The sequence below is a fragment of the Saccharospirillum sp. ABV4_185 genome (assembly GCF_056159245.1).
In genome coordinates this window covers 709403-728784 of the sequence record NZ_JBSWUW010000001.1, presented here as the reverse complement: position 1 = coordinate 728784, position 19382 = coordinate 709403, and the positions used below count along the sequence as shown (strand labels likewise).

21 protein-coding genes are annotated in these 19382 nt (G+C 56.5%); 1 reads left to right on the top strand and 20 read right to left on the bottom strand.

From position 1 onward, the window contains the following. The 19 genes from ACXAE6_RS03155 to ACXAE6_RS03065 form a co-directional block, all read right to left on the bottom strand. Positions 1–576 (bottom strand): HupE/UreJ family protein, encoded by a 576-nt coding sequence (locus tag ACXAE6_RS03155; protein ID WP_475144387.1) that lies wholly within the window; start codon positions 574–576, stop codon positions 1–3. 16 nt (positions 577–592) lie between these two features. Then, complete coding sequence (gene ureG, locus ACXAE6_RS03150; RefSeq protein ID WP_475144385.1) at positions 593–1240, bottom strand: urease accessory protein UreG; 648 nt, start codon at positions 1238–1240, stop codon at positions 593–595. Between the two features lie 10 nt (positions 1241–1250). After that, a complete protein-coding gene (locus ACXAE6_RS03145) occupies positions 1251–1928 on the bottom strand; it encodes an urease accessory protein UreF (protein ID WP_475144383.1) in 678 nt (225 codons plus the stop codon). Further along, complete coding sequence (gene ureE, locus ACXAE6_RS03140) at positions 1909–2352, bottom strand: urease accessory protein UreE (protein ID WP_475144380.1); 444 nt, start codon at positions 2350–2352, stop codon at positions 1909–1911. The genes ACXAE6_RS03145 and ureE overlap by 20 nt, the downstream gene beginning before the upstream one ends. Before the next feature lie 159 nt (positions 2353–2511). Beyond that, positions 2512–4218 carry an urease subunit alpha gene (gene ureC, locus ACXAE6_RS03135; protein ID WP_475144377.1) on the bottom strand — a complete coding sequence of 569 codons (1707 nt, stop codon included), beginning with the start codon at positions 4216–4218 and terminating at the stop codon, positions 2512–2514. Further along, positions 4218–4538 (bottom strand): urease subunit beta, encoded by a 321-nt coding sequence (locus ACXAE6_RS03130; RefSeq protein WP_475144373.1) that lies wholly within the window; start codon positions 4536–4538, stop codon positions 4218–4220. The genes ureC and ACXAE6_RS03130 overlap by 1 nt, the downstream gene beginning before the upstream one ends. Positions 4539–4548: 10 nt before the next feature. Then, positions 4549–4851 (bottom strand): urease subunit gamma, encoded by a 303-nt coding sequence (ureA, locus tag ACXAE6_RS03125; RefSeq protein ID WP_475144370.1) that lies wholly within the window; start codon positions 4849–4851, stop codon positions 4549–4551. Between the two features lie 27 nt (positions 4852–4878). Further along, a complete protein-coding gene (locus ACXAE6_RS03120) occupies positions 4879–5745 on the bottom strand; it encodes an urease accessory protein UreD (RefSeq protein ID WP_475144368.1) in 867 nt (288 codons plus the stop codon). Positions 5746–5747: 2 nt separating this feature from the next. After that, positions 5748–6443, bottom strand: a complete 696-nt coding sequence (gene urtE, locus ACXAE6_RS03115; RefSeq protein ID WP_475144366.1) for an urea ABC transporter ATP-binding subunit UrtE — start codon at positions 6441–6443, stop codon at positions 5748–5750. Next, positions 6440–7261 (bottom strand): urea ABC transporter ATP-binding protein UrtD, encoded by an 822-nt coding sequence (urtD, locus tag ACXAE6_RS03110; protein WP_475144364.1) that lies wholly within the window; start codon positions 7259–7261, stop codon positions 6440–6442. Before urtD ends, urtE begins: the two co-directional genes overlap by 4 nt. Continuing rightward, entirely contained in the window at positions 7258–8394 is a 1137-nt protein-coding gene (gene urtC, locus ACXAE6_RS03105) for an urea ABC transporter permease subunit UrtC (protein ID WP_475144362.1), read from the bottom strand. Before urtC ends, urtD begins: the two co-directional genes overlap by 4 nt. Beyond that, complete coding sequence (gene urtB, locus ACXAE6_RS03100) at positions 8391–9983, bottom strand: urea ABC transporter permease subunit UrtB (protein ID WP_475144360.1); 1593 nt, start codon at positions 9981–9983, stop codon at positions 8391–8393. Before urtB ends, urtC begins: the two co-directional genes overlap by 4 nt. Before the next feature lie 280 nt (positions 9984–10263). Further along, positions 10264–11550, bottom strand: coding sequence for an urea ABC transporter substrate-binding protein (gene urtA / locus ACXAE6_RS03095; protein WP_475144359.1), 1287 nt, complete (start codon positions 11548–11550; stop codon positions 10264–10266). A 249-nt stretch (positions 11551–11799) separates the two neighbouring features. Continuing rightward, positions 11800–14250: a DUF6242 domain-containing protein gene (locus ACXAE6_RS03090; RefSeq protein WP_475144356.1), complete on the bottom strand. Its 2451-nt coding sequence runs from the start codon at positions 14248–14250 to the stop codon at positions 11800–11802. 386 nt (positions 14251–14636) lie between these two features. Next, positions 14637–15329, bottom strand: a complete 693-nt coding sequence (locus tag ACXAE6_RS03085) for a DUF799 domain-containing protein (RefSeq protein WP_475144353.1) — start codon at positions 15327–15329, stop codon at positions 14637–14639. Further along, positions 15326–15667 carry a DUF4810 domain-containing protein gene (locus ACXAE6_RS03080; protein WP_475144351.1) on the bottom strand — a complete coding sequence of 114 codons (342 nt, stop codon included), beginning with the start codon at positions 15665–15667 and terminating at the stop codon, positions 15326–15328. The genes ACXAE6_RS03085 and ACXAE6_RS03080 overlap by 4 nt, the downstream gene beginning before the upstream one ends. Then, the gene (locus ACXAE6_RS03075; protein WP_475144349.1) at positions 15664–16002 is read right to left on the bottom strand and encodes a hypothetical protein; all 339 of its coding nucleotides are present in this window, start codon (positions 16000–16002) and stop codon (positions 15664–15666) included. Before ACXAE6_RS03075 ends, ACXAE6_RS03080 begins: the two co-directional genes overlap by 4 nt. Then, a complete protein-coding gene (locus tag ACXAE6_RS03070; RefSeq protein WP_475144345.1) occupies positions 16002–16958 on the bottom strand; it encodes a CsgG/HfaB family protein in 957 nt (318 codons plus the stop codon). The genes ACXAE6_RS03075 and ACXAE6_RS03070 overlap by 1 nt, the downstream gene beginning before the upstream one ends. A gap of 133 nt (positions 16959–17091) precedes the next feature. Continuing rightward, positions 17092–17907 (bottom strand): AraC family transcriptional regulator, encoded by an 816-nt coding sequence (locus ACXAE6_RS03065; RefSeq protein WP_475144343.1) that lies wholly within the window; start codon positions 17905–17907, stop codon positions 17092–17094. A gap of 150 nt (positions 17908–18057) precedes the next feature. On the opposite strand from ACXAE6_RS03065, the gene ACXAE6_RS03060 reads away from it, so the two are divergent. Next, on the top strand, positions 18058–18795 hold the full coding sequence (locus ACXAE6_RS03060) for a siderophore-interacting protein (protein ID WP_475144341.1): 738 nt from the start codon (positions 18058–18060) through the stop codon (positions 18793–18795). Between the two features lie 16 nt (positions 18796–18811). On the opposite strand, the gene ACXAE6_RS03055 is transcribed toward ACXAE6_RS03060, so the two are convergent. Then, positions 18812–19369 carry a nucleotidyltransferase domain-containing protein gene (locus ACXAE6_RS03055; RefSeq protein WP_475144339.1) on the bottom strand — a complete coding sequence of 186 codons (558 nt, stop codon included), beginning with the start codon at positions 19367–19369 and terminating at the stop codon, positions 18812–18814. Positions 19370–19382 lie beyond the last annotated feature (13 nt).

The window sequence follows — 19382 nt, the reverse complement described above, 5'->3', positions numbered from 1 at the left end:
TTAGCCAATACTCAGGCTGGCGCCCAGTATTGCAATGGCCGCGCCAGCCCAACGCTCCAGTTTCCGACCGGCCAGTTTCTGGCTGAGTGCACCACTGGCTAAACCAGCCAGGTGCAACAAGACGGTGGCCAAGGCAAAGCCGGCGGCGTAACCCAAGGCGCTGCCGTTGGCCGGCATTTCCAGGCCGTGGGCCAAGCCATGAAAGACCGCAAATAGACTGCAACCGGCAGCGGCCAGAACAGTCGGGACCCGTCCAGCGAGTGCCAGCGCCAAACCGATAGCGACGCTCGAAGCGAGGATCATTGGTTCGATGGCCGGCAGGCTCAATCCCGCCATACCCAAAGCACCACCAAACAACAACGCCGCTACAAAGCTGGCCGGCACCCAGAAGCGTGCCGAACCACCTAAGTAAGCCGCCCAGATGCCGACGGCAACCATCGCCAGCAGATGATCGTAACCACCGAGCGGATGGCCAAAACCGGAGGCCAGACTGGCTTCACCATGGCCGCTGTGTGCCAGTGCCAGCGATGGCAAAACCGCGACTAACGTCAGACTGATTCGAAGCAGAGCTTTCATGATGTTTCTCCTGGATTTATACAACGGCCTGCGCCGGTGGCAGGGTTTTCGATTCGAGCATGCCTTCGCGCACGATGATGTCGATGACAGCGTCTAGACCTTCAGCTTTTTTCAGGTTGCAGAACACAAAGGGTTTATCGCCGCGCATTTTTTTGGCATCGCGATCCATCACATCGAGGTCAGCCCCAACCAACGGAGCCAGATCGATTTTATTGATGATCAGCAAGTCGGATTTAGTAATGCCCGGTCCACCTTTGCGCGGAATTTTGTCGCCGGCGGAAACGTCGATTACATAGACGGTGAAGTCGGATAATTCCGGGCTGAAGGTGGCACTTAAATTGTCGCCGCCGCTTTCTACGAAAACGACATCGAGTGCTCCGTGTCGTGCCACCAGTTCATCGATGGCCGCCAAATTCATGGACGCATCTTCACGAATGGCGGTGTGTGGGCAGCCGCCCGTTTCGACACCCAGAATGCGATCGGCATCGAGCGCTTCATGGCGCGTTAGAAAGTCGGCGTCTTCGCGGGTATAGATGTCGTTGGTGACCACGGCGATGTCGTAGTGCTCGCGCAAGGCGGCACAAAGCGAACGCAACAGCGCGGTTTTTCCGGAACCGACCGGGCCGCCGACACCGACGCGTAAGGTTTGTTTGTTCTGGCTCATTGTTGTCTCCTTATGATCGAAACAGTCGACTGTATTGATGTTCGTGTTGTGCACTGGCAATGGCGAGCGCAGGCAGGCCGGCGCCGATAGCGTCGTCGGCTAAATTTTCCGCAGTGGCCAGGGCGGCCGGTATTTCCTGCTGCAATTCACCAAGTAATTTTTGCGCATCGGTCTGGCCCAAAGGCACCAGTTTGGTCGCCGCTGCGACCTGGTTTTCCAGCCAGGCCCAGCTGTAGCCGAACGCTGCCGCCTGAGCGTTAATACCCCAGCGCGATGCGGCGATGGCAAAGGCCGTGACAAAACTCAGCTCGGCCGCCGGGGCAAAAGGCAACGGCATATCCAGATGGCGCAGCAGTCTTGCCAGGGCGGCGCCCATGGCGGTATCGGTCAATCGCAGTTCTTTGGTCTCGCGGCACGCCAGTGCCAGGTCATTCCATTCACTAAGTTGGTCGACATTGCCGCTTTCGTTGGCGCTCAAGGCACGCAATAACAACGGCAAATCCAGCCGCGCCAGCGACAGTTTCATCTGCGCCGCGAGATAATCCCGCGTGCTGTCGCGGTCGGTCAGCCAGCCGTTTTCGATGGCGCTTTCCAAACCTTGCGAGAAGGAAAAACCGCCGACCGGTAAACTCAGACTTGCCAGCTGCAACAGCCGTAACAGGCTGCCATCAGTGGTGGTGATGACCATGGCGGTAAGCTCCAGATTCAGGATTGAAAACCGCCATCTCTGCTTCGGTGGTTAGACCCAAGCCATGCAGCATATCTTCCAGAACATGGTCGGGTTGAATGCGTAACCAGCGCTCGCCGACTTCGACTTTGGTGTGACGATTGCCCAGGTGGTAACAGGCGCGGGCGAAAGTTGGCCAGTCGTCGCAACGCGCAATCACCGTTGCTTCCAGCGCGCCCTTCACTTGCAGATGCCGGCCGCATTCACTCTTCAATATTTCGCCGACTGCCAATGGGCGACCGCGTTCCAGAAATAAACGCACTTCCTCGCCGTTATCGGCGAATACTCTGAGGCGTCCTTTCTCGCGTTGTTCGAAAGTCAGGGTGACACCGGCTTCGGAATCGACGGGTGTGTGGGTGCCTAAGCGTTCATGGATATTGAGCATGTTTTTGTCCTGTGGTGATTGGGCCGCTCTACAACGGAGTGCAATTTTTGCGACACGTTGTGAACCCTTCCCTGGGAACTCGACGGCAGCATCCCTGCTGCCGACGGTCGAAAAAATTGCACTCCGTTGCAGAGCTTCCTGGTAGCCAATTTTTGTTTCTTAAAATAAACAATACCGCTGCGCTAATGGCAGTTCGGTAGCCGGTTCGCAGGTCAGTAATTCGCCGTCGGCTCGCACTTCATAGGTTTGCGGATCGACGCTGACATCCGGTTGCCAGTCGTTCAGTTTCATATCGCTTTTGCTGATAGTGCGGGTGTTTTTGCAAGCCACTAACGAACGCGTTAAACCTAATTGCTTGCCGATATCGGCATCGAGCGCTGCCTGGCTGACAAAGGTGATGGAGGTCTGGGCGGCGGCCTGACCATAAGCGCCGAACATCGGCCGGTAGTGCACTGGCTGGGGTGTGGGAATCGACGCATTGGGGTCGCCCATCGGCGCGGCGGCAATCATGCCGCCTTTTAAAATCATCGCCGGCTTAATGCCAAAAAAGGCCGGTTTCCACAGCACCAGATCGGCCAGTTTCCCCGGTTCGATGGAGCCGACCTCTTCGGCGATGCCGTGGGTAATGGCCGGGTTGATGGTGTACTTGGCAACGTAGCGACGGGCGCGGAAATTGTCGCAACCGATGTCTAAGTCTTCGGCCAGTAAGCCGCGTTGTTTTTTCATCTTGTCGGCGGTTTGCCAGGTGCGGGTGATGACTTCACCAACACGACCCATGGCCTGTGAATCGGAGGCGATCATGCTGAAGGCGCCGAGGTCGTGAAACAGATCTTCAGCGGCAATGGTTTCTTTGCGAATGCGCGAATCGGCAAAGGCGACGTCTTCGGGAATGCGCGCATCCAGGTGGTGACACACCATCAACATGTCGAGGTGTTCGTCGATGGTGTTGACGGTATAAGGTCGCGTCGGGTTGGTGGATGACGGCAACACGTTAGCGCGCGCACAGGCTTTAATAATATCCGGTGCGTGACCACCGCCGGCGCCTTCGGTGTGGTAGGTGTGAATCACTCGGTCTTTAAAAGCACCGAGGGTATCGTCGACAAAACCGGACTCGTTCAGAGTGTCGGTGTGAATGGCAACCTGCACATCGTATTTTTCGGCTACGCTCAAACAGTTGTCGATGGCTGCCGGCGTGGTACCCCAGTCTTCGTGCAGTTTTAAGCCGCAGGCACCGGCAATAATTTGCTCTTCCAAAGCTTCCGGTTGGCTGCCGTTACCCTTGCCGAGAAAACCCAGGTTCATTGGCATGGTATCGGTACTTTGCAGCATCTTGCCGAGGTACCAGGGTCCGGGTGTGCAGGTGGTGGCTTTGGTGCCGGTGGCCGGGCCCGTGCCACCGCCGATCATGGTGGTTACACCGGACATCAGCGCTTCTTCAATCTGCTGCGGGCAAATAAAATGAATGTGCGCATCGATGCCACCGGCGGTGACAATGTTGCCTTCGCCAGCGATCACTTCGGTACCGGGCCCGATGATGATATCGACATCATCCATGATGTCGGGGTTACCGGCTTTGCCAAGCGTTTCGATGCGCCCACCTCGAATACCGATATCGGCTTTAACGATTCCCCAATAATCCAATACCAGGGCGTTGGTAATCACCAGATCAACCGCCGTGGCATTGCTTTCCTGGCTCTGGCCCATGCCGTCGCGGATGACTTTACCGCCGCCGAATTTTACTTCGTCGCCATAATGACTGTGGTCGGCTTCCACCTGTATCCATAAATCGGTATCGCCCAGGCGAACCTTGTCACCCGTCGTCGGGCCAAACATCTGGGCGTAACTTTGACGATCGATCGAACTCATTATTTGGCCTCCTTCGGTAAAGCACCCATCACTTCAGCGCGAAAACCATGGACGATGCGTTTGCCAACAAAGGGCACCAAAGTGACCGTGCGTGACTGCCCGGGTTCAAAACGAACGGCGGTGCCAGCGGCGATGTCGAGATGAAAACCCAGGGCAGCGGTGCGGTCGAATTGCAGCGCCGGGTTGGTCTCGGCGAAGTGGTAATGCGAGCCAACCTGCACCGGTCGGTCGCCGCTGTTTTCGACGGTTAAGGTCAGCCGTTTGCGGCCAGCATTCAGTTCGATGTCGCCCTCGGCGACCTGAATTTCTCCGGGAATCATCGGCGTCTCCTCAGGCGATGGGGTGGTGAACGGTGACCAGTTTGGTGCCGTCCGGGAAGGTGGCTTCAACCTGCACTTCATCGATCATCTCGGCGATGCCATCCATCACCTGATCAACACCGAGCAGCTCTTTACCTTCGCTCATTAATTCGGCCACGGTTTTGCCATCGCGCGCGCCTTCGGCAATGGCCAGGCTGATGTAGGCTACCGCTTCCGGATAATTCAATTTCAAGCCGCGCGCCAGGCGTCGCTCGGCGAGCAATCCAGCGGTAAAAACCAACAGTTTGTCTTTTTCTCTGGGCAACAATTCCATAACGTTTTCCTCGACCTAAACGGTTATTCAGGTATTCCAGACCCGGGGTGGACAAGCCGACACGCCAACCAAAGCCGGCCGCAAATGCGACCAGCAACGGGTCAATAATTCACGCAAGGGTTCCGCCCGGTTTGCCAGGGCGCGCACCGTTATAAAATGGCCCACCTGGCTGACACCGGCCAAGGTTTCGCGCTGACATAAAGCGCGTAATTCATCCAGTAATTCGCTGTCTTCGTGTGCAAAAGGACCGGCGACTAACAACCCATTGACCGCCTGCTCACGCAGGCCAGCGCTGCCATAGACGGCATCGCGATTGGCTTGTTGCAAGGCAAAGTGTTCGCGTAACACCACCTTGCCCGCCTGACGTATCTGCAAGCGTTGTTGCAGTTCGCCCGCCTCCAGATCACGCGCGCTGGCGGGCCAACCCAGGCTGGTAATTTCCCAACCGATAAAGCGCGACCCGGCGTCGAGTTCGACGTCGGTATCCAGCCGTGCCCGCGCATTGGGATAGATGATGTTTTCCTGTGGTAACCATTCCAGAACGCCATCGGCGGCAACGCTTAACTGATTGCGCTGATATTGCAGCGCGCCATCGCTGCGGGCGCGATAAGCGCGCCCGGCGCCGGGTGTGGTAATCAACGCATGGGCTTGCGGCTCGACCTTAATGGCGATGCGCAAATCATCGCCCGAGACCAGGCCACCGGGTGGATGCAGCAGGTAGACGTGGGCACAGTCGGCGCCTTCCGGATAAAAGGCTTTTTGCACATAGAGCGGGCCCTGATGCCGACAGCGAACCAGGCGCGTGCCGCGCGTTCCACTGGCGAAACCCAGGCTTAGCCAGGCATCCCAATGGCTGGCGACAGCGGCGGTTGGCAAGTCGACACGACTGTTCATGGTCACACCGCCAGATGTTGGCGAATTAAGTCGTCGGTTAAATTCGCCATCTGGTCGCTGGCGACGATACGGCCTTTTTCCATCAGCCGGAATTCCTGACCGACACGTCGGGCGAAGCCGAGTTTCTGCTCTACCAGAATGACCGTCAGGCCGTCCTCGCGTTGCAGGCGCTGAATGACATCGCCGATCTGGGCGACGATGTTGGGTTGGATGCCTTCGTTGGGTTCATCGAGAATCAGCACTTTCGGATCGAGCACCAGGGCGCGACCGATCGCCAATTGCTGTTGCTGACCGCCGGATAAATCTCCACCACGGCGGTGCATCATTTCCGCCAGGACCGGAAACAGTTCGAAGATTTTTTCAGGGATTTTCTTGGCTTTATCCGGCCGCGCTTTCAGGCCGATGCGCAGATTTTCCTCTACGCTTAACAGCGGAAAAATATCCCGTCCTTGTGGCACATAACCGATGCCGGTACGCGCGCGGCTTTCAGCCGAACGGTGATGAATGTAATCACCATTAAAGAGGATTTCGCCACTTTTGATGGGTAATAAACCCATCAGGCATTTCAGCAAGGTGGTTTTACCGACACCGTTGCGGCCCATGATGCAAGTGCAGGCACCGGGTTTGATGTCGAGGTTCAGGTCCCAAAGGATTTGCGTACCGCCGTACAGTTGGTTGAGGTCGCGAATATCAATCATGCTTCTTCCCCCAGGTACACCTCGATTACATCCGGGTGATTCTGAATCTGATCCATGGTGCCTTCGGCGAGTACCGAGCCTTGGTGCAATACCGTGACGGTGCGAGCGATGGAACGCACGAAGGCCATATCGTGTTCGACCACGATCACCGTGCGCTCACCGGCCAGCGAGGTCAGTAATTCCGCAGTGCGGTCGGTCTCTTCTGCGGTCATGCCTGCTACCGGTTCGTCAATCAGCAGCAGGCGCGGATCGGCCACCAGCAACATGCCGATTTCCAGCCATTGTTTTTGGCCGTGCGATAAGCTGCCTGCCAGCATCATCCGTTGTCCGGTTAGACCAATGGTTTTTAAAACGGAGTCGATGCGATCGATGTCCGAAGACGACAGCCGGGCCATCAAGGTGGGCCATAAACCCTTTTGGCTTTTCATCGCCAGTTCGAGGTTGTCGAATACCGTCTGAGCTTCAAAGACGGTTGGCTTCTGGAATTTCCGACCAATGCCGAGCTGGGCGACTTCGGCTTCGGAGTGCTTGAGCAAGTCGATGGTCTGACCGAAAAAAGCACGGCCGGAATCGCAGGCGGTCTTGCCGGTAATGACATCCATCAAGGTGGTTTTACCAGCGCCGTTCGCGCCGATCAGACAGCGCAATTCACCATCGTTTACGTAGAGATTCAAATCGTTCAGCGCTTTAAAACCATCGAAGCTGACGCTTAAACCTTCAACGTACAAAATGACTTGATGCGACACATCGATGGGTACCTGAGTCGGTGCTAAAAATGGCCAGACATGATTGTGGTCGAGCATAGGATGAGCAGTCATGCGGTTGGCTCCTCAGTCGGTTTCGATGGTTTAAAACGGGAGCGCAACTGGCCCACCAGTCCGACCAGACCTTTGGGCAGGAACAATGTAACCAGTACAAAGAGGCCGCCGAGAATAAACAGCCAGCCGTCGGGCAGGATGGCGGTGAAACGCGTCTTGGCGTAGTTGACCAAGAGCGCACCCACCACCGCACCGTACAACGTGCCACGGCCACCAACGGCCACCCAAACCACCAGCTCAATCGACTTCAGTGGTGCAAACTCGCCAGGGTTAATGATGCCGACCTGGGGCACATAGAGCGCCCCGGCAATGCCGGCAATAACGGCGGAATAAACGAATAAGCCGACCTTATAACGCTCGGTGCGATAACCCAGAAAACGCACCCGGTTTTCGCCATCGCGAATGGCTTCGATCACCTTGCCGAAACGCGATTTTAAAATCGCCTGACTGAGCACATAGACCAAACCCAGTATCAGTGCGGTGATGGCAAACAAAGCCACCCGGGTGCTGTCGGCCTGCAGATCAAAACCGAGCAGGTCTTTAAAATCGGTCAGGCCGTTGTTGCCACCAAAGCCCATTTCGTTGCGGAAGAAGGCGAGCATCAAGGCATAGGTCAACGCCTGGGTGATGATGGATAAGTACACACCGGTCACACGCGAATGAAACGCCAGCCAGCCGAACACAAAGGCGAGCAATCCGGGCACCAAGACCACCATCAGCATGGCGAACCAAAATTGATCCATGCCCAGCCAGAACCAGGGCAGTGCGTCCCAGTTCAGAAACACCATGAAGTCGGGCAACACCGGATGGCCGTAAACGCCGCGGTCACCGATCTGGCGCATCAGATACATGCCCATGGCGTAACCACCGAGCGCAAAAAAAGCGCCGTGGCCCAAACTTAAAATGCCGCAGTAGCCCCAGATCACATCGACTGAAAGCGCGAGCAAGGCATAGCTCAGGTACTTACCCAGTAAGGTGATGGTGTAAGTGGAAATATGCAGCGCGGAGCTTTCGGGTACCAACAGATTACCGAGTGACGCCAGCAAGGTGACGCCAAATAGAATCGCTACGAAGGGCAGGGTTTTGCTGCCCGGCGCGCGCCCAAGCGAGAGAAAATGCGTGACGGCATTCATTCAGCGGCCCTCCCGCGTTGAGGGAATAAGCCTTTGGGCCGCTTCTGAATAAACAGAATAATAAACACCAGAACCAGCGTCGTGGCGAGCACCGTGCCGGTAATGGGCTCCAGGAATTTATTGGCAATGCCAAGGCTGAAGGCGGCGACCAAAGTGCCGTACAAATTACCCACGCCACCGAACACCACCACCATAAACGAGTCGATAATGTACGACTGACCCAGGTTCGGCCCGACGTTGGTAAGCTGGCTTAGCGCCACGCCACCGACACCGGCCACCCCGGAGCCCAGACCAAAGGTCAGCGCATCGACCCAGTCGGTTTTAATACCCATGGCTTTGGCCATGGCGCGGTTTTGTGAGACAGCACGCACCTGTAAGCCGAGTGAGGTTTTTTTCATGATCAGTACCAGCAGCGCAAAGACAATCAGCGCGAAGATCAGGATGAAGAGACGGTTATAGGTCAGTGATAACGCCGGGTTGATTTGCCAGGAACCACTGAGCCAATCCGGTGCAATCACGCGGCGGTTTAAGGGCGAGAAAATGGTGCGCACCAGTTGCTGCAGAATCAGACTGATGCCGAAGGTGGCGAGTAGGGTTTCCAGTGGCCGGCCATGCAAAAAGCGAATGACGCAGCGTTCAATCAAGACGCCGACGCTGCCGGCAACCAGGAACGCCATGGGTATGGCCACCCAGATTGATTGGTTAATCGCATTGGGCATCAGTTGTTGCACCACAAAGGTGGTGTAGGCGCCGAGCATCAGCATTTCACCGTGCGCCATATTGATCACGCCCATGACGCCGAAGGTGATGGCCAGTCCAAAGGCGGCGAGCAATAACACCGAGCCGAGGCTCAGGCCGAAAAAGAGTTGATCGACGTAACTGTAGAAAGTGAATTTCTGCTCGATGCTTTTTAAAGATTTCGCGGCGGCAGTTCGCACCGCTGCCGGTGCTTCTTCATCTTCAGCCAAACGGGCCAATTCATTGCGCACGGTGTTTTGCAAACTGTCGCTGAGTTCATCGATGGCTTGCACGCGCTCACCCACGGCATCACTGCTTTGAGCGGTGTATAAATTCAGCGCCGTATTGAGTGCTTGTTGAACTTTGATATTTTGTTCGTCGGCACGCAGTGCATCGAGTTGCGCAACGGTGTCGGCATTGAGTTGAGTCAGCAATTCATAGATCGCCGCGATGCGAATGGCCGGGTCGGGCGCGGTGAGTTTTAAGCGCGCCAAGGAATCATTCAGGTAGCGGCGCAGACGATTATTGACGCGTACCTTGGTGACATTCTCTGCACTTAACGAGGCGATAACTTCGCCACTGAGAATGCCGGTAAAGGGCGCTGCGCCGGAAGCCGGATCGGCGGCGACCAGAGTTTGATCGGCATCGCTGTAATAAAGGTTGCCGTTAAACAAGGCATCGAACAATGGCAATAAACGTGGGTCGCCTTCGGCTTCCAGGGTTTCCAATAACGATTGGGTTTCAGCCAGGCTGGCTTCGGTCAATTCACCGAGGCGTTGTTCAAACAGTGACTCGGCTAACGCCGAACTGGTCAACAACCAAAGTGCGACCCAAAGGCAAAGACGTCTCACGGCGAAACCTCCAAGTAGAGCAAAAAAGCGGGCGACTGGGTCGCCCGTAAACGAGAGAGTCGGGCTTAAGAAACTTGAGTTTTTTTGAGGGTGGTTGGTGGGGAGTTGGGTGTCCCAGGTGAGATCCGGTTTGCCGGCCCAGCCGGACCTTCGTCCGGGATGACAATTAATGTAACAGGGTAAATTTGTCATCCCGGAACGGTGAAGCCGTATCCGGTGTGCCGGCCCAGCGGGATCTCACCTGGGCAACGGCACTCACCGTTAACCTAAAACCCATCCCTCAATAATTCTGCCCTGAGCAGGTTTCGGTTTCGGTGTTGTAGTTGCCGCAATGGATTGGGTCGGTCCAGTCGGCGATCAGCATTTTGGAATCCGGCAGGAAGTCGGACCAGGCATCACCGGCGACCACGCCATCGGTACTCCACACCACTTCGAACTGACCGTCGTCCTGAATCTCACCAATCAATACCGGCTTGCTCAGGTGGTGGTTGGCGTTCATCACCGCCATGCCGCCAGTCAGGTTTGGTACTTCCTGGCCGATCATCGCAGCTTCTACCGCATCCACATCGGTGGTGCCGGCTTGTTCAACCGCTTGCACCCACATTTTGAAACCGATGTAAGTGGCTTCCATAGGGTCGTTGGTGACGCGGCTGTCGTCGCCCGTGAACTCATGCCAGGCGGCGATGAATTCTTCGTTGGCATCGCTTTCGACGCTTTGGAAATAGTTCCAGGCCGCCAGGTGACCAACCAGTGGGCTGGTGTCGATACCGGACAGTTCTTCTTCACCGACCGAGAAAGCGACTACGGGAATTTCGAAAGAATCGATATTCTGGTTACCCAGTTCGCGGTAGAACGGCACGTTGGCATCACCGTTGATGGTAGAAACCACCGCGGTCGGTTTGCCGGCGCTGCCGAACTCTTTGATGTCAGACACAATCGACTGCCAATCGGAATGGCTGAACGGTGTGTAGTTGATCATGATGTCTTCTTCGGCAACGCCATGATCCATCAAATAGGCTTCGAGAATTTTGTTGGTGGTACGCGGATAAACGTAATCGGTACCGGCCAAAACCCAACGCTCAATACCCAGGTCGTTCATCAGATAATCGACGGCAGGAATGGCTTGCTGGTTCGGTGCCGCACCGGTGTAAAAAATGTTTTCGGAAGATTCTTCACCTTCGTACTGAACCGGATAGAACATCAGACCGTTCAGTTCTTCGACCACCGGCAATACCGATTTGCGCGATACCGAAGTCCAGGCACCGAAGATGACATCGACTTCTTCTTCGGTCAGCAGTTCGCGCGCTTTTTCGGCAAACAACGGCCAGTCGGATGCCGGGTCAACGACGACGGCTTCCAACGGACGGCCGAGCAGACCACCGGCGGCGTTTTGTTGTTCCACCATCATTAATACGGTGTCTTTCAAGGTGCTTTCACTGATCGCCATGGTGCCGGACAGTGAATGCAAAACGCCGACTTTAATCGGATCTTCTTCGGCCAGGGCGTTGCCGCCAATGACCGCACTCAAACCCAGCGCCAGGCCGGGCAATAAATGCTTGGTATTCATGTTAGGACTCCCCTTGCTCTTTTTTAGGTAGGAAACGGATCAGCGATTCGTTAGAACCCGCGCTTTTTTGTGAACGGGTTCACTGAAGGCATCAGCACAGTCGATGGTGGGCGAGCAAGACAAAGGGGCCTAGTGGGTGATTGGCGGGGAGGGGTGGGGTATTTGACGTATTGACAGTGGAACGCGGTGGGTCTGGTTGCAGAAAAAAGAAAAAGGCGCCGTAGCGCCTTTTGGGTTTTTCGTGCCGCCTTACTGCCCGGCCCGAGCCGGCAACTGCAACGGGGTTTTGATGGATAAGCGCCAATCAACGCCGTCGGTTGAGCGCCAGACTTGGTTGCTGGCGCCCTGGTCGGTAGCGCCGCTGATCAGCCAAAGCGCCTGGTTGTCCGGCTGATCGGGCTCGCCGCCAAATACCACCAGTTGGGAGCCTACGATTGGTGGGAAGGGCGCGGCATCGGTACTCTGGTCCCATTGTACGCCATCGCTGGATGACCAGATGTCGTTCAGGTAACCGCCGCTGGAGTTACCGCCCACCAGCCACAGCCGTGGCTGGCTGTCGCCGGGTGCGGCATAGACCGCCAGTTGATGATTCTTTCGGCCAGAGAAGCAGGGTTCGCAAACGAGTGACTCTTGGGTCCAGGTTGCACCGTCGTTCGATGACCAAACATCATCGAAATTTTTGAACTGGGGAACTCCCTCTACGAGGCTTGTCACATAGCCACCGATCAGCCACATCGCCGCCGGGGTCTGGTCGTTCGGGTCGGGGTCGAACACCGCGACTCGATGACCGTTGCGGGGATCGAAGATGGGGCTGTTATCGGCCGGCACTTTATGCCAATCCTTGCCATTGGACGATGACCAGACGTCGTTGTTGTAATTGGCCGAATCGGACTCTCCGCCGATCAGCCAAAGTTGTTCACCCTGGCCGGCATCGAACACGACTACCTGATGTCCATAGCGGCCGCCAAAGCAATCGTTGGTATCGCAACCGAGGTCCTGCTGGGTCCACTCACGGCCATCGGGTGAGGACCAGACATCGCCTAAAAGTCCAGAAGACCCACCATTGCCACCAATCAGCCAGAGCAGCGGGCCTTGCTGATCGCCCTGAGCGTCGAAAACGACCAGTTGGTGGTTGCTTCGCGGGGCGAACAGAGGCAGTTTCTCGTCGCGGTTATGCGCGTTTTCCTGACGCCAATGGACGCCGTCGACAGACGACCAGATATCGTTGGTGAGCTGGTTATCACGCCCGCCTACCAGCCAAAGCCGCTCGCCGTCGCCGGCATCGAAACGGACGATCTGGGAGGCTTCGCGTGGGCTGAAATCGGCATAGGGGCTTTGGTGTGTCCACTGGCGGCCATCAACAGTGGACAAGGTGTCGTTGAGCTGAGCCTGCTCACCTTGGCCTGCCAACACCCATAATTCGTCACGGCCGTTGTGGTCAGTGTCAGCGACAACCAGTTGGTGATAGAAGCGGGTTATAAAGGAAGGATCGTCGCGACGGAACCAGTCAATACCATTATTGGACGTCCAGATGTGCCCATCTGAGACGGACTCTCCACCGACCAACCACAGCTGGGCTTTGCCGGCATCGCTTTCGGGGTTAAAGACAGCGACCTGGGAGCCTCTTCGTGTTGAGAATCGCTCGGTGTCGCTGTTGTGCTGCGTCCAGGTCTGGCCATCGGGTGAGGACCAGATATCGTTTAAACCGTCACCCCCAATCAACCACAGCCGCTCACCGTCGCCGCCGTCAAACGCCACCAGCTGGTGGTCACGGCGGGCGGAAAAGATCGGTTCGCCGGCCACCGAATTGCTCAGCTTGGTCTGTTGATTCCAATCAACGCCGTTAGTTGAGGTCCAGACTTCATCGCCGCCATTAGTCCCGCCCAGCAGCCAAAGCTCGGGCTGGCCATTGCCATCCGCATCGAAGACGGCGACCTGGTGGTCATGCCTGGGCGAAAACTGGTGGTCATCACCAGCTGGTGTCGCCGCTTTTTGCAAGGTCCAGCGGATGCCATCGGACGATGACCAGATATCGTTTTTATCGCCGCCCTGATCGCCGCCCAATAACCACAGTTGTTCACCGGTATCGGGGCTATCGTCCACGGCGTCGAAGACCACCAGTTGAGAGGCACCCCGCCCAACAAAGAGATGTGTTTCATTGCTGTTGTTGCTGTTAACCGAGGTCTCCTGCCGCCAGTTGATGCCGTCGCTCGACGACCAGAGATCGTCGGTGACGCCGTATCCACCCACCAACCAGAAGCGGCCCTTGAAATAGACCGCTTCGTGGCTACTCCTTGCCGAAAACCGCTGAGTATTCAGCAAGGTGGTGGCTTCCTGGTCGCCCTGGCGCAGGCGGGCGTAGCTGAGCTGGCTGAGGGTGAGGCTTTCATCGGTGTCGATGGTCAAAGGCGGGTTGTCGAGGTTAAATTGCCGGGCGCAGGTTTCGCCCAGGGCTTCAACGTCGCAGTCCGGGTCTTGGCCGAGGTAGAACTTCAAACCTTCCAAAACATCGTTGTCGCCACTGACGGTGATCTGGCTGTCCTTAGCCCCCACCCAGGCGCTTAGTTCAGGCGGGGTTGGGGTGGTGGATCGAGTGCCCGAACCTGACGAGCCCGAATCACAGGCGGCCAGGCCGAGGCTGAGCAGCAGGCTCAAGCAAGGCGCGGCCCACGGGCTGTGTCTAAATAAGCTGTTATTCATAATGCTGTTCTCCTTAACAGGGTGATTTGGCCGAGCCGGGTTGGTTTTTCTGGATTCAGCGCGCTCGACAATCGCCAATATATTGACACTTATTTTATAAAAATAAGTCGATATTTTGGCTGAGAATTGAGTGGTGGGTCACAAAGCGAGGCCGGGGTTTGGACAAAAACTTCTTGCGGATTGGCGGCAGGACGTGAGTGATTGGCCGGTCACTCTTAAACAGTTATAGAGAGCGCCTGGTTGAGCAGATAGTCTTAGATGAAGTTGCTGGGATGAAGGTGCTGGCAGCCCGGCTTGGGAGCTCTGTATTTATATTCCCGTTAATTCGCATGGAACATAAAAAAGCCCGGCACAATGGCCGGGCTGGCGTATTGATTGGGCAGGCTTTATTCGGCTGCCATGGCCGCGGCTTTTTCTTCGGCCAACTGCTGGTAGTAACTGTCGTAATAATGCGAGTAAGGCCCGGGCGGTAAGGGCGTATAACCGTAGTTAAATGCCTGTGCATTGGCTTCGCGGGTCAGCGGCAGATAATTGGGCGCAGCGCGTTCGACGGCGGCGTTGATGGCCGACGACAGCAAACCGGCCATACCGCCACCGTTGTTTTCACTTTGGGGGGTGTAGCTGAGGTTTTCGCGAGCGGTCCAGAGTTCCACGCCGTTTTTATCGACGATGCGGTACTCAAAATCGACTTCGGTGGTGGTGGAAATCACCACATAACGCGAGGTCCATTCGTGAATGGTGACGTACAGGATGGCGTCGGCACCAAACATGCTGGCCAGGTCGCTTGCGGCCATTTGATGAATTTCCGCCGGCTCATAAAGGCCTTCGTATTCCAGGATGGTTTTCACGGTGTTCACCGGAAAGACGTAATAGCCTTTTTCGCCGAGCAGTTTCGGCAAGGTGGTGAGCACCGAGCTGGGTGCTTGCACATCGACCGATTCATTGACCACCGGCACCACCAGAATGGAGGTGGGTTTGACCGCGTGGTAGGTCGCTAACGGATCGCTGTAGGGAAAGCTGACGCAACCGGCAAGCAGGGTGGCCAGGCTGAGTGCCAATAACACACGTATTGAACTCATTGGTTGCCTCCCAGGTTTTCAATCAGCGAACCCATCAGCGTTCGGCTTTCCGGCCAGGTGTCGTATTCCAGTTGGTAGTACTCGAGCGCTTGCTCGGTGTTACCCGCCTGCAAATAGAAGGTGCCGGCTTCGGCCAATAAACCCGGTGCCGGTGTCTGGCCACGTGCCATCACTTTATCGAGAAATTCGACGTGATCGGCGACCACGGCTTCCTGCCGGCTCGGTTCGGTGTAGTAAACGAAGAGGTCTTCTTCGTAGCTGCCCCAGTTATACAACTGGGTGGATTCGCAGCCGGCCAACAGCAGTGCCGGCATCATTAACCATAAGGCGCGTTTCATGGCGTGACCTTCAGAATGCGGGTGTCTCCGTCACTGAGGAAGACTTCGCGGCTCAGTTTGCGCTGGCCGTTGTACCAGACTTCGACCACATGCCGGCCGGTAATAACCCGCACCGCACTGGCCGAACGAGTGCCTGCCAGGTATTGGCTCATGTCGCCGTATTCGATGCCATCGATCACCACCTGATAACCGTTGGCCGATGTGCCTTCGGGTAATTCAAAGGCGATGCGTGGGCGATCATCAACCGTGGTGGTGACTTGCGTTGGCGACTGGGCACAGGCGGCCAGCATGACAACCGTGACCAGAGCGAGCAGTGCTGCGTTGAATGCTTTCATCAGTTGGCCTCCCGGACTTCCAGTTGATTCAGATCCTGACCGGCGATGGAGCCGGAGATCAGACCGCCATAAGCGCCTTCTTCCAGTTCGCTGTCGCCGAAGGTGCCGTCGATGCGCAGCTCGCCAATTTTGTTACCCGGCAAGGTGATGATGCCGCCGGTGGTTTGGGAAGTAACCTGGCGACCACGGGTCATCACATCGAACACCATGCCCGGACGAATGCCCTGACTGGCACCGCCGCTGATATAAATCAGACCATCTTCCACCGCCAGCACATCGGCCGACCAGGGTTTTTCCAGCATCAGCAGGGTGAGTTTTTCCACCGCTGCGTTCACCGCGGCGCCGATGGCTTGGTCGTTCAGGCTGCCGTCGTAACTGGCGACAGAACCAAAGCCCATGGTGCTGGCGGTTTCGGTAGAAGATGAGCCGGTGCCGGTGACCGATTCGGTGACCTGGCCGGTGCGGGTATCGACCAGACGCAGATCAACAGTCGCGGTTGCTTCCTGGCGTTTGGAGGAAGACAAAAAGCCGGATTCGCCGGTGGTGGAGCGGCCAAACTCAGTCAGCGAGCCGATCACCAGCGTATCGACACCCACGATATTGACGCTCTGCCCGGACAGCTCAGATTCGCGTTCCAACAAGGCGACATCGGGGCGTTCGAACACCAGATAGTTGTTCGAGTTGATCAGCGACTGGACAAACATATCGGTGATCTTCTGATCGATGCTATCGCCGGCGTTGGTGCCGAGCAGGCTGCGGCCATAGGTGGTTTCGTTCGACAGCCGGCCGACGGCGATCTTACGCTTGAGCGCCAGCCGGGTTGGTGTGGCGGCAGCTTGCTGGGCGGCACGCTGTTGTTCGGCAGAAACCGGCGCTTCGACGTCTTGAATCGCCGGACTCTGGCTGGCGCAGGCAGCCAAAACCAGTGGCAGCGTCAGTAACAGAAGTTTTTTCATGGAACATTCCTTTCCCAAAAAAAGCGCCGCCGGAATGGGGCGCAGAACAAGCGGTAAGCCGCGCCACAATAGCAAAAGCGAGGCGCTTGTGAAGTGACTTTTAGCCAAAGGTACGGGTCAATTGATGCCACGTTCAATCAATCACCGATTGGCCCTGCCGAGCCATATAACGGCTGGGTGAACAGCCCAGTAATTTGCGGAACATGGTAATGAAGTTGCCGGCGCTTTCGTAACCGAGTTCCAGTGCCACCTGTTTAACGCTGGCGCCACAGGAAAGCTGGCGCAGCGCGATCATGACGCGCCATTGTTGCCGCCAGCGGCCAAAACTCATGCCGGTCTCGGCTTTGATGATGCGGGCCAGACTGCGCTCGCTCACGCTTAGGCGTTGTGCCCAGGTTTTGATCGAGTGGTGATCATCCGGGTGAGCGATCAGATGTCTGACCAGCGGCTGCAAACGCGGGTCCTGGGGCATTGGCAGGTTCAGCTGCTCTATCGCCGCATTGGCGATTTCATCCATCAACACCGCCAGTAACCGGGCCGCCGGTCCCTGCCTGGGGTAGGGCACTGGCATGGGTGCCAGGCGCGATACCACAGCATGCGCCAGTGGTGTCGCGGCCAAGGTACAGGGATGTTGCGGCAGATCGGTGGTGAGTTCAGTCGCCAAAAACACGCTGTAGCACTCCAGCGTGCCGCTGAATTTGATCGAATGCAGCGCCTGAGGTGGCAGCCACAGGACGGTGTGTGAAGGAACCAGCCAGAGACCGTCCGCCACTTCACAGGTCAGTGAGCCTTGCCGCGCAAACAGCAACTGACCTCGGTCGTGGCGATGCGGCTCCAATTCAAAGCTGGCGATCGGCTGCATCATCCGGGTCCCGAAGACGACTGAACCTTCAATCTCATCGGGCGATTGAACGTCGTCCTTCTGTTCGAACGTTTCGATAAAAGGCATCAGGCACTCGGTTTGGCTGAAATGCAAAATATTATGGCTTTATTGCCCAATTTAGCCAGCGCGTTGGCGGGATATAGTGTGGATGACTTTTTGGGGGCATGGCGGTCTGGTGCGACTGGCCATGTGCTGAACACGCATTGGGAGATAGCAATGACACAACACCGTGAACGCCCACCCGTCGATAAAACCGAGAGCCGCTTTGCCCGACTGATCAAAGAATGGATGTTGGATCCGGTCACCGTTGAACAGGTGACGCCGGTGGCTGAGGGTTTCCGCCTGATCGATCTGAACATCGACTCGCGCAAACCGCCGCAGTGGACGCCGGGCGACAAAGTACAGATTGTCCTTGGTTCCGGCTTTGTGGCGCGTACTTACACGCCCTTCAACTGGGATGAGAGTCAGAGCCGTTTTCAGATTCTGGCGTATCTGCACGATAGCGCAGGCCCCGGTTGCGATTGGGCGCGCAGCGCCAAGCCAGGCGAACATTACCGTCTGTTCGGGCCCAGAAAATCGCTGGCGGCGCCGACCGATAATGGCCCTTTGCTGTTGATCGGTGATGAAAGCTGTTTCGGCCTGGCTGCCGCTTTAAAGGACCTGCCGCAATTGCGATGCCTGTTTGAAGTTGGCCAGGTGGCGAACAGTCAGACGGTTCTGGATTTACTGGGCGTGCAGCAGTCAGTGCTGGTGCAACGCGAACCGGGCGACAACCACTGGCAGCAAATGGAAAAGGAAATTCTGAAACTGGATCAGGACAGCGGCCATTTTATGTTGGCTGGCAAGGCATCATCCATTCAGCGCGCTCGAAGCTGGCTGAAAATTCATGGCGTCAGCAATCCGCGGCTTCATGCCAAGGCCTATTGGGCGCCGGGCAAAAAAGGCCTGGATTGAACTCAGTTGCGTTGGGTTACAGCGCTGCCGTCAACCGTTTTAGGTAGCTTTTCGCGAGTTCGGTCTGGCCACGGCTTAACCACTTGATGCAACTGAGCAGTTCCCAGATCAAGCCGGCATCACCCTTTTCATAGACCGCAAAATCCCCATGCGCCGGCGCGGCTTTGTCGGTGAGGCGTGTGGCAACAATGCCGTCTTTATCAAACAGGATTTGAAAGGGGCGGGCGATGTCAAACGGCTCACTCAGATCGGCGCAGTGAATCTCGGCGCTGGTACAATCATCGAAGATGTATTTTTTAAAACGGGCGCGTTCGTTGTGATCGCCTTCCAGTCGATACAGAACATTGAACGCCCGCTCAAAGCGTTGATGGGTTGCGGCACTGTGGCGATGAAAACCGTTGCGGGTGAAGACCATCAGGTCGAGATCGGAAAGGCGATCGCCAGTACCAGCGGCCAATGAACCCAACAGCACGGCCGCGACCACATCGGGTTCCGGTTCAAAGGTTTTTATAAATTGATCAAGCAAGCGTTGTTGATGAGGCAGGTGGTCCAGGCTGCTGCTGACATCGGTCATTTTTATTCCTCAG

Excerpts from the sequence above, each read along its gene's own strand:
- ureE (WP_475144380.1), bottom strand. The coding sequence starts at position 2,352 with ATGCTCAATATCCATGAACGCTTAGGCACCCACACACCCGTCGATTCC.
- ACXAE6_RS03080 (WP_475144351.1), bottom strand. The coding sequence starts at position 15,667 with ATGAAACGCGCCTTATGGTTAATGATGCCGGCACTGCTGTTGGCCGGC.
- urtC (WP_475144362.1), bottom strand. The coding sequence starts at position 8,394 with ATGAATGCCGTCACGCATTTTCTCTCGCTTGGGCGCGCGCCGGGCAGC.
- urtD (WP_475144364.1), bottom strand. The coding sequence starts at position 7,261 with ATGACTGCTCATCCTATGCTCGACCACAATCATGTCTGGCCATTTTTA.
- ureC (WP_475144377.1), bottom strand. The coding sequence starts at position 4,218 with ATGAGTTCGATCGATCGTCAAAGTTACGCCCAGATGTTTGGCCCGACG.
- ACXAE6_RS03085 (WP_475144353.1), bottom strand. The coding sequence starts at position 15,329 with ATGAGTTCAATACGTGTGTTATTGGCACTCAGCCTGGCCACCCTGCTT.
- ACXAE6_RS03055 (WP_475144339.1), bottom strand. The coding sequence starts at position 19,369 with ATGACCGATGTCAGCAGCAGCCTGGACCACCTGCCTCATCAACAACGC.
- ACXAE6_RS03090 (WP_475144356.1), bottom strand. The coding sequence starts at position 14,250 with ATGAATAACAGCTTATTTAGACACAGCCCGTGGGCCGCGCCTTGCTTG.
- ACXAE6_RS03060 (WP_475144341.1), top strand. The coding sequence starts at position 18,058 with ATGACACAACACCGTGAACGCCCACCCGTCGATAAAACCGAGAGCCGC.
- ACXAE6_RS03130 (WP_475144373.1), bottom strand. The coding sequence starts at position 4,538 with ATGATTCCCGGAGAAATTCAGGTCGCCGAGGGCGACATCGAACTGAAT.
- ACXAE6_RS03070 (WP_475144345.1), bottom strand. The coding sequence starts at position 16,958 with ATGAAAAAACTTCTGTTACTGACGCTGCCACTGGTTTTGGCTGCCTGC.
- ACXAE6_RS03120 (WP_475144368.1), bottom strand. The coding sequence starts at position 5,745 with ATGAACAGTCGTGTCGACTTGCCAACCGCCGCTGTCGCCAGCCATTGG.
- ACXAE6_RS03075 (WP_475144349.1), bottom strand. The coding sequence starts at position 16,002 with ATGAAAGCATTCAACGCAGCACTGCTCGCTCTGGTCACGGTTGTCATG.
- ureA (WP_475144370.1), bottom strand. The coding sequence starts at position 4,851 with ATGGAATTGTTGCCCAGAGAAAAAGACAAACTGTTGGTTTTTACCGCT.
- urtE (WP_475144366.1), bottom strand. The coding sequence starts at position 6,443 with ATGATTGATATTCGCGACCTCAACCAACTGTACGGCGGTACGCAAATC.
- ACXAE6_RS03065 (WP_475144343.1), bottom strand. The coding sequence starts at position 17,907 with ATGCCTTTTATCGAAACGTTCGAACAGAAGGACGACGTTCAATCGCCC.
- urtA (WP_475144359.1), bottom strand. The coding sequence starts at position 11,550 with ATGAATACCAAGCATTTATTGCCCGGCCTGGCGCTGGGTTTGAGTGCG.
- ACXAE6_RS03145 (WP_475144383.1), bottom strand. The coding sequence starts at position 1,928 with ATGGTCATCACCACCACTGATGGCAGCCTGTTACGGCTGTTGCAGCTG.
- ACXAE6_RS03155 (WP_475144387.1), bottom strand. The coding sequence starts at position 576 with ATGAAAGCTCTGCTTCGAATCAGTCTGACGTTAGTCGCGGTTTTGCCA.
- ureG (WP_475144385.1), bottom strand. The coding sequence starts at position 1,240 with ATGAGCCAGAACAAACAAACCTTACGCGTCGGTGTCGGCGGCCCGGTC.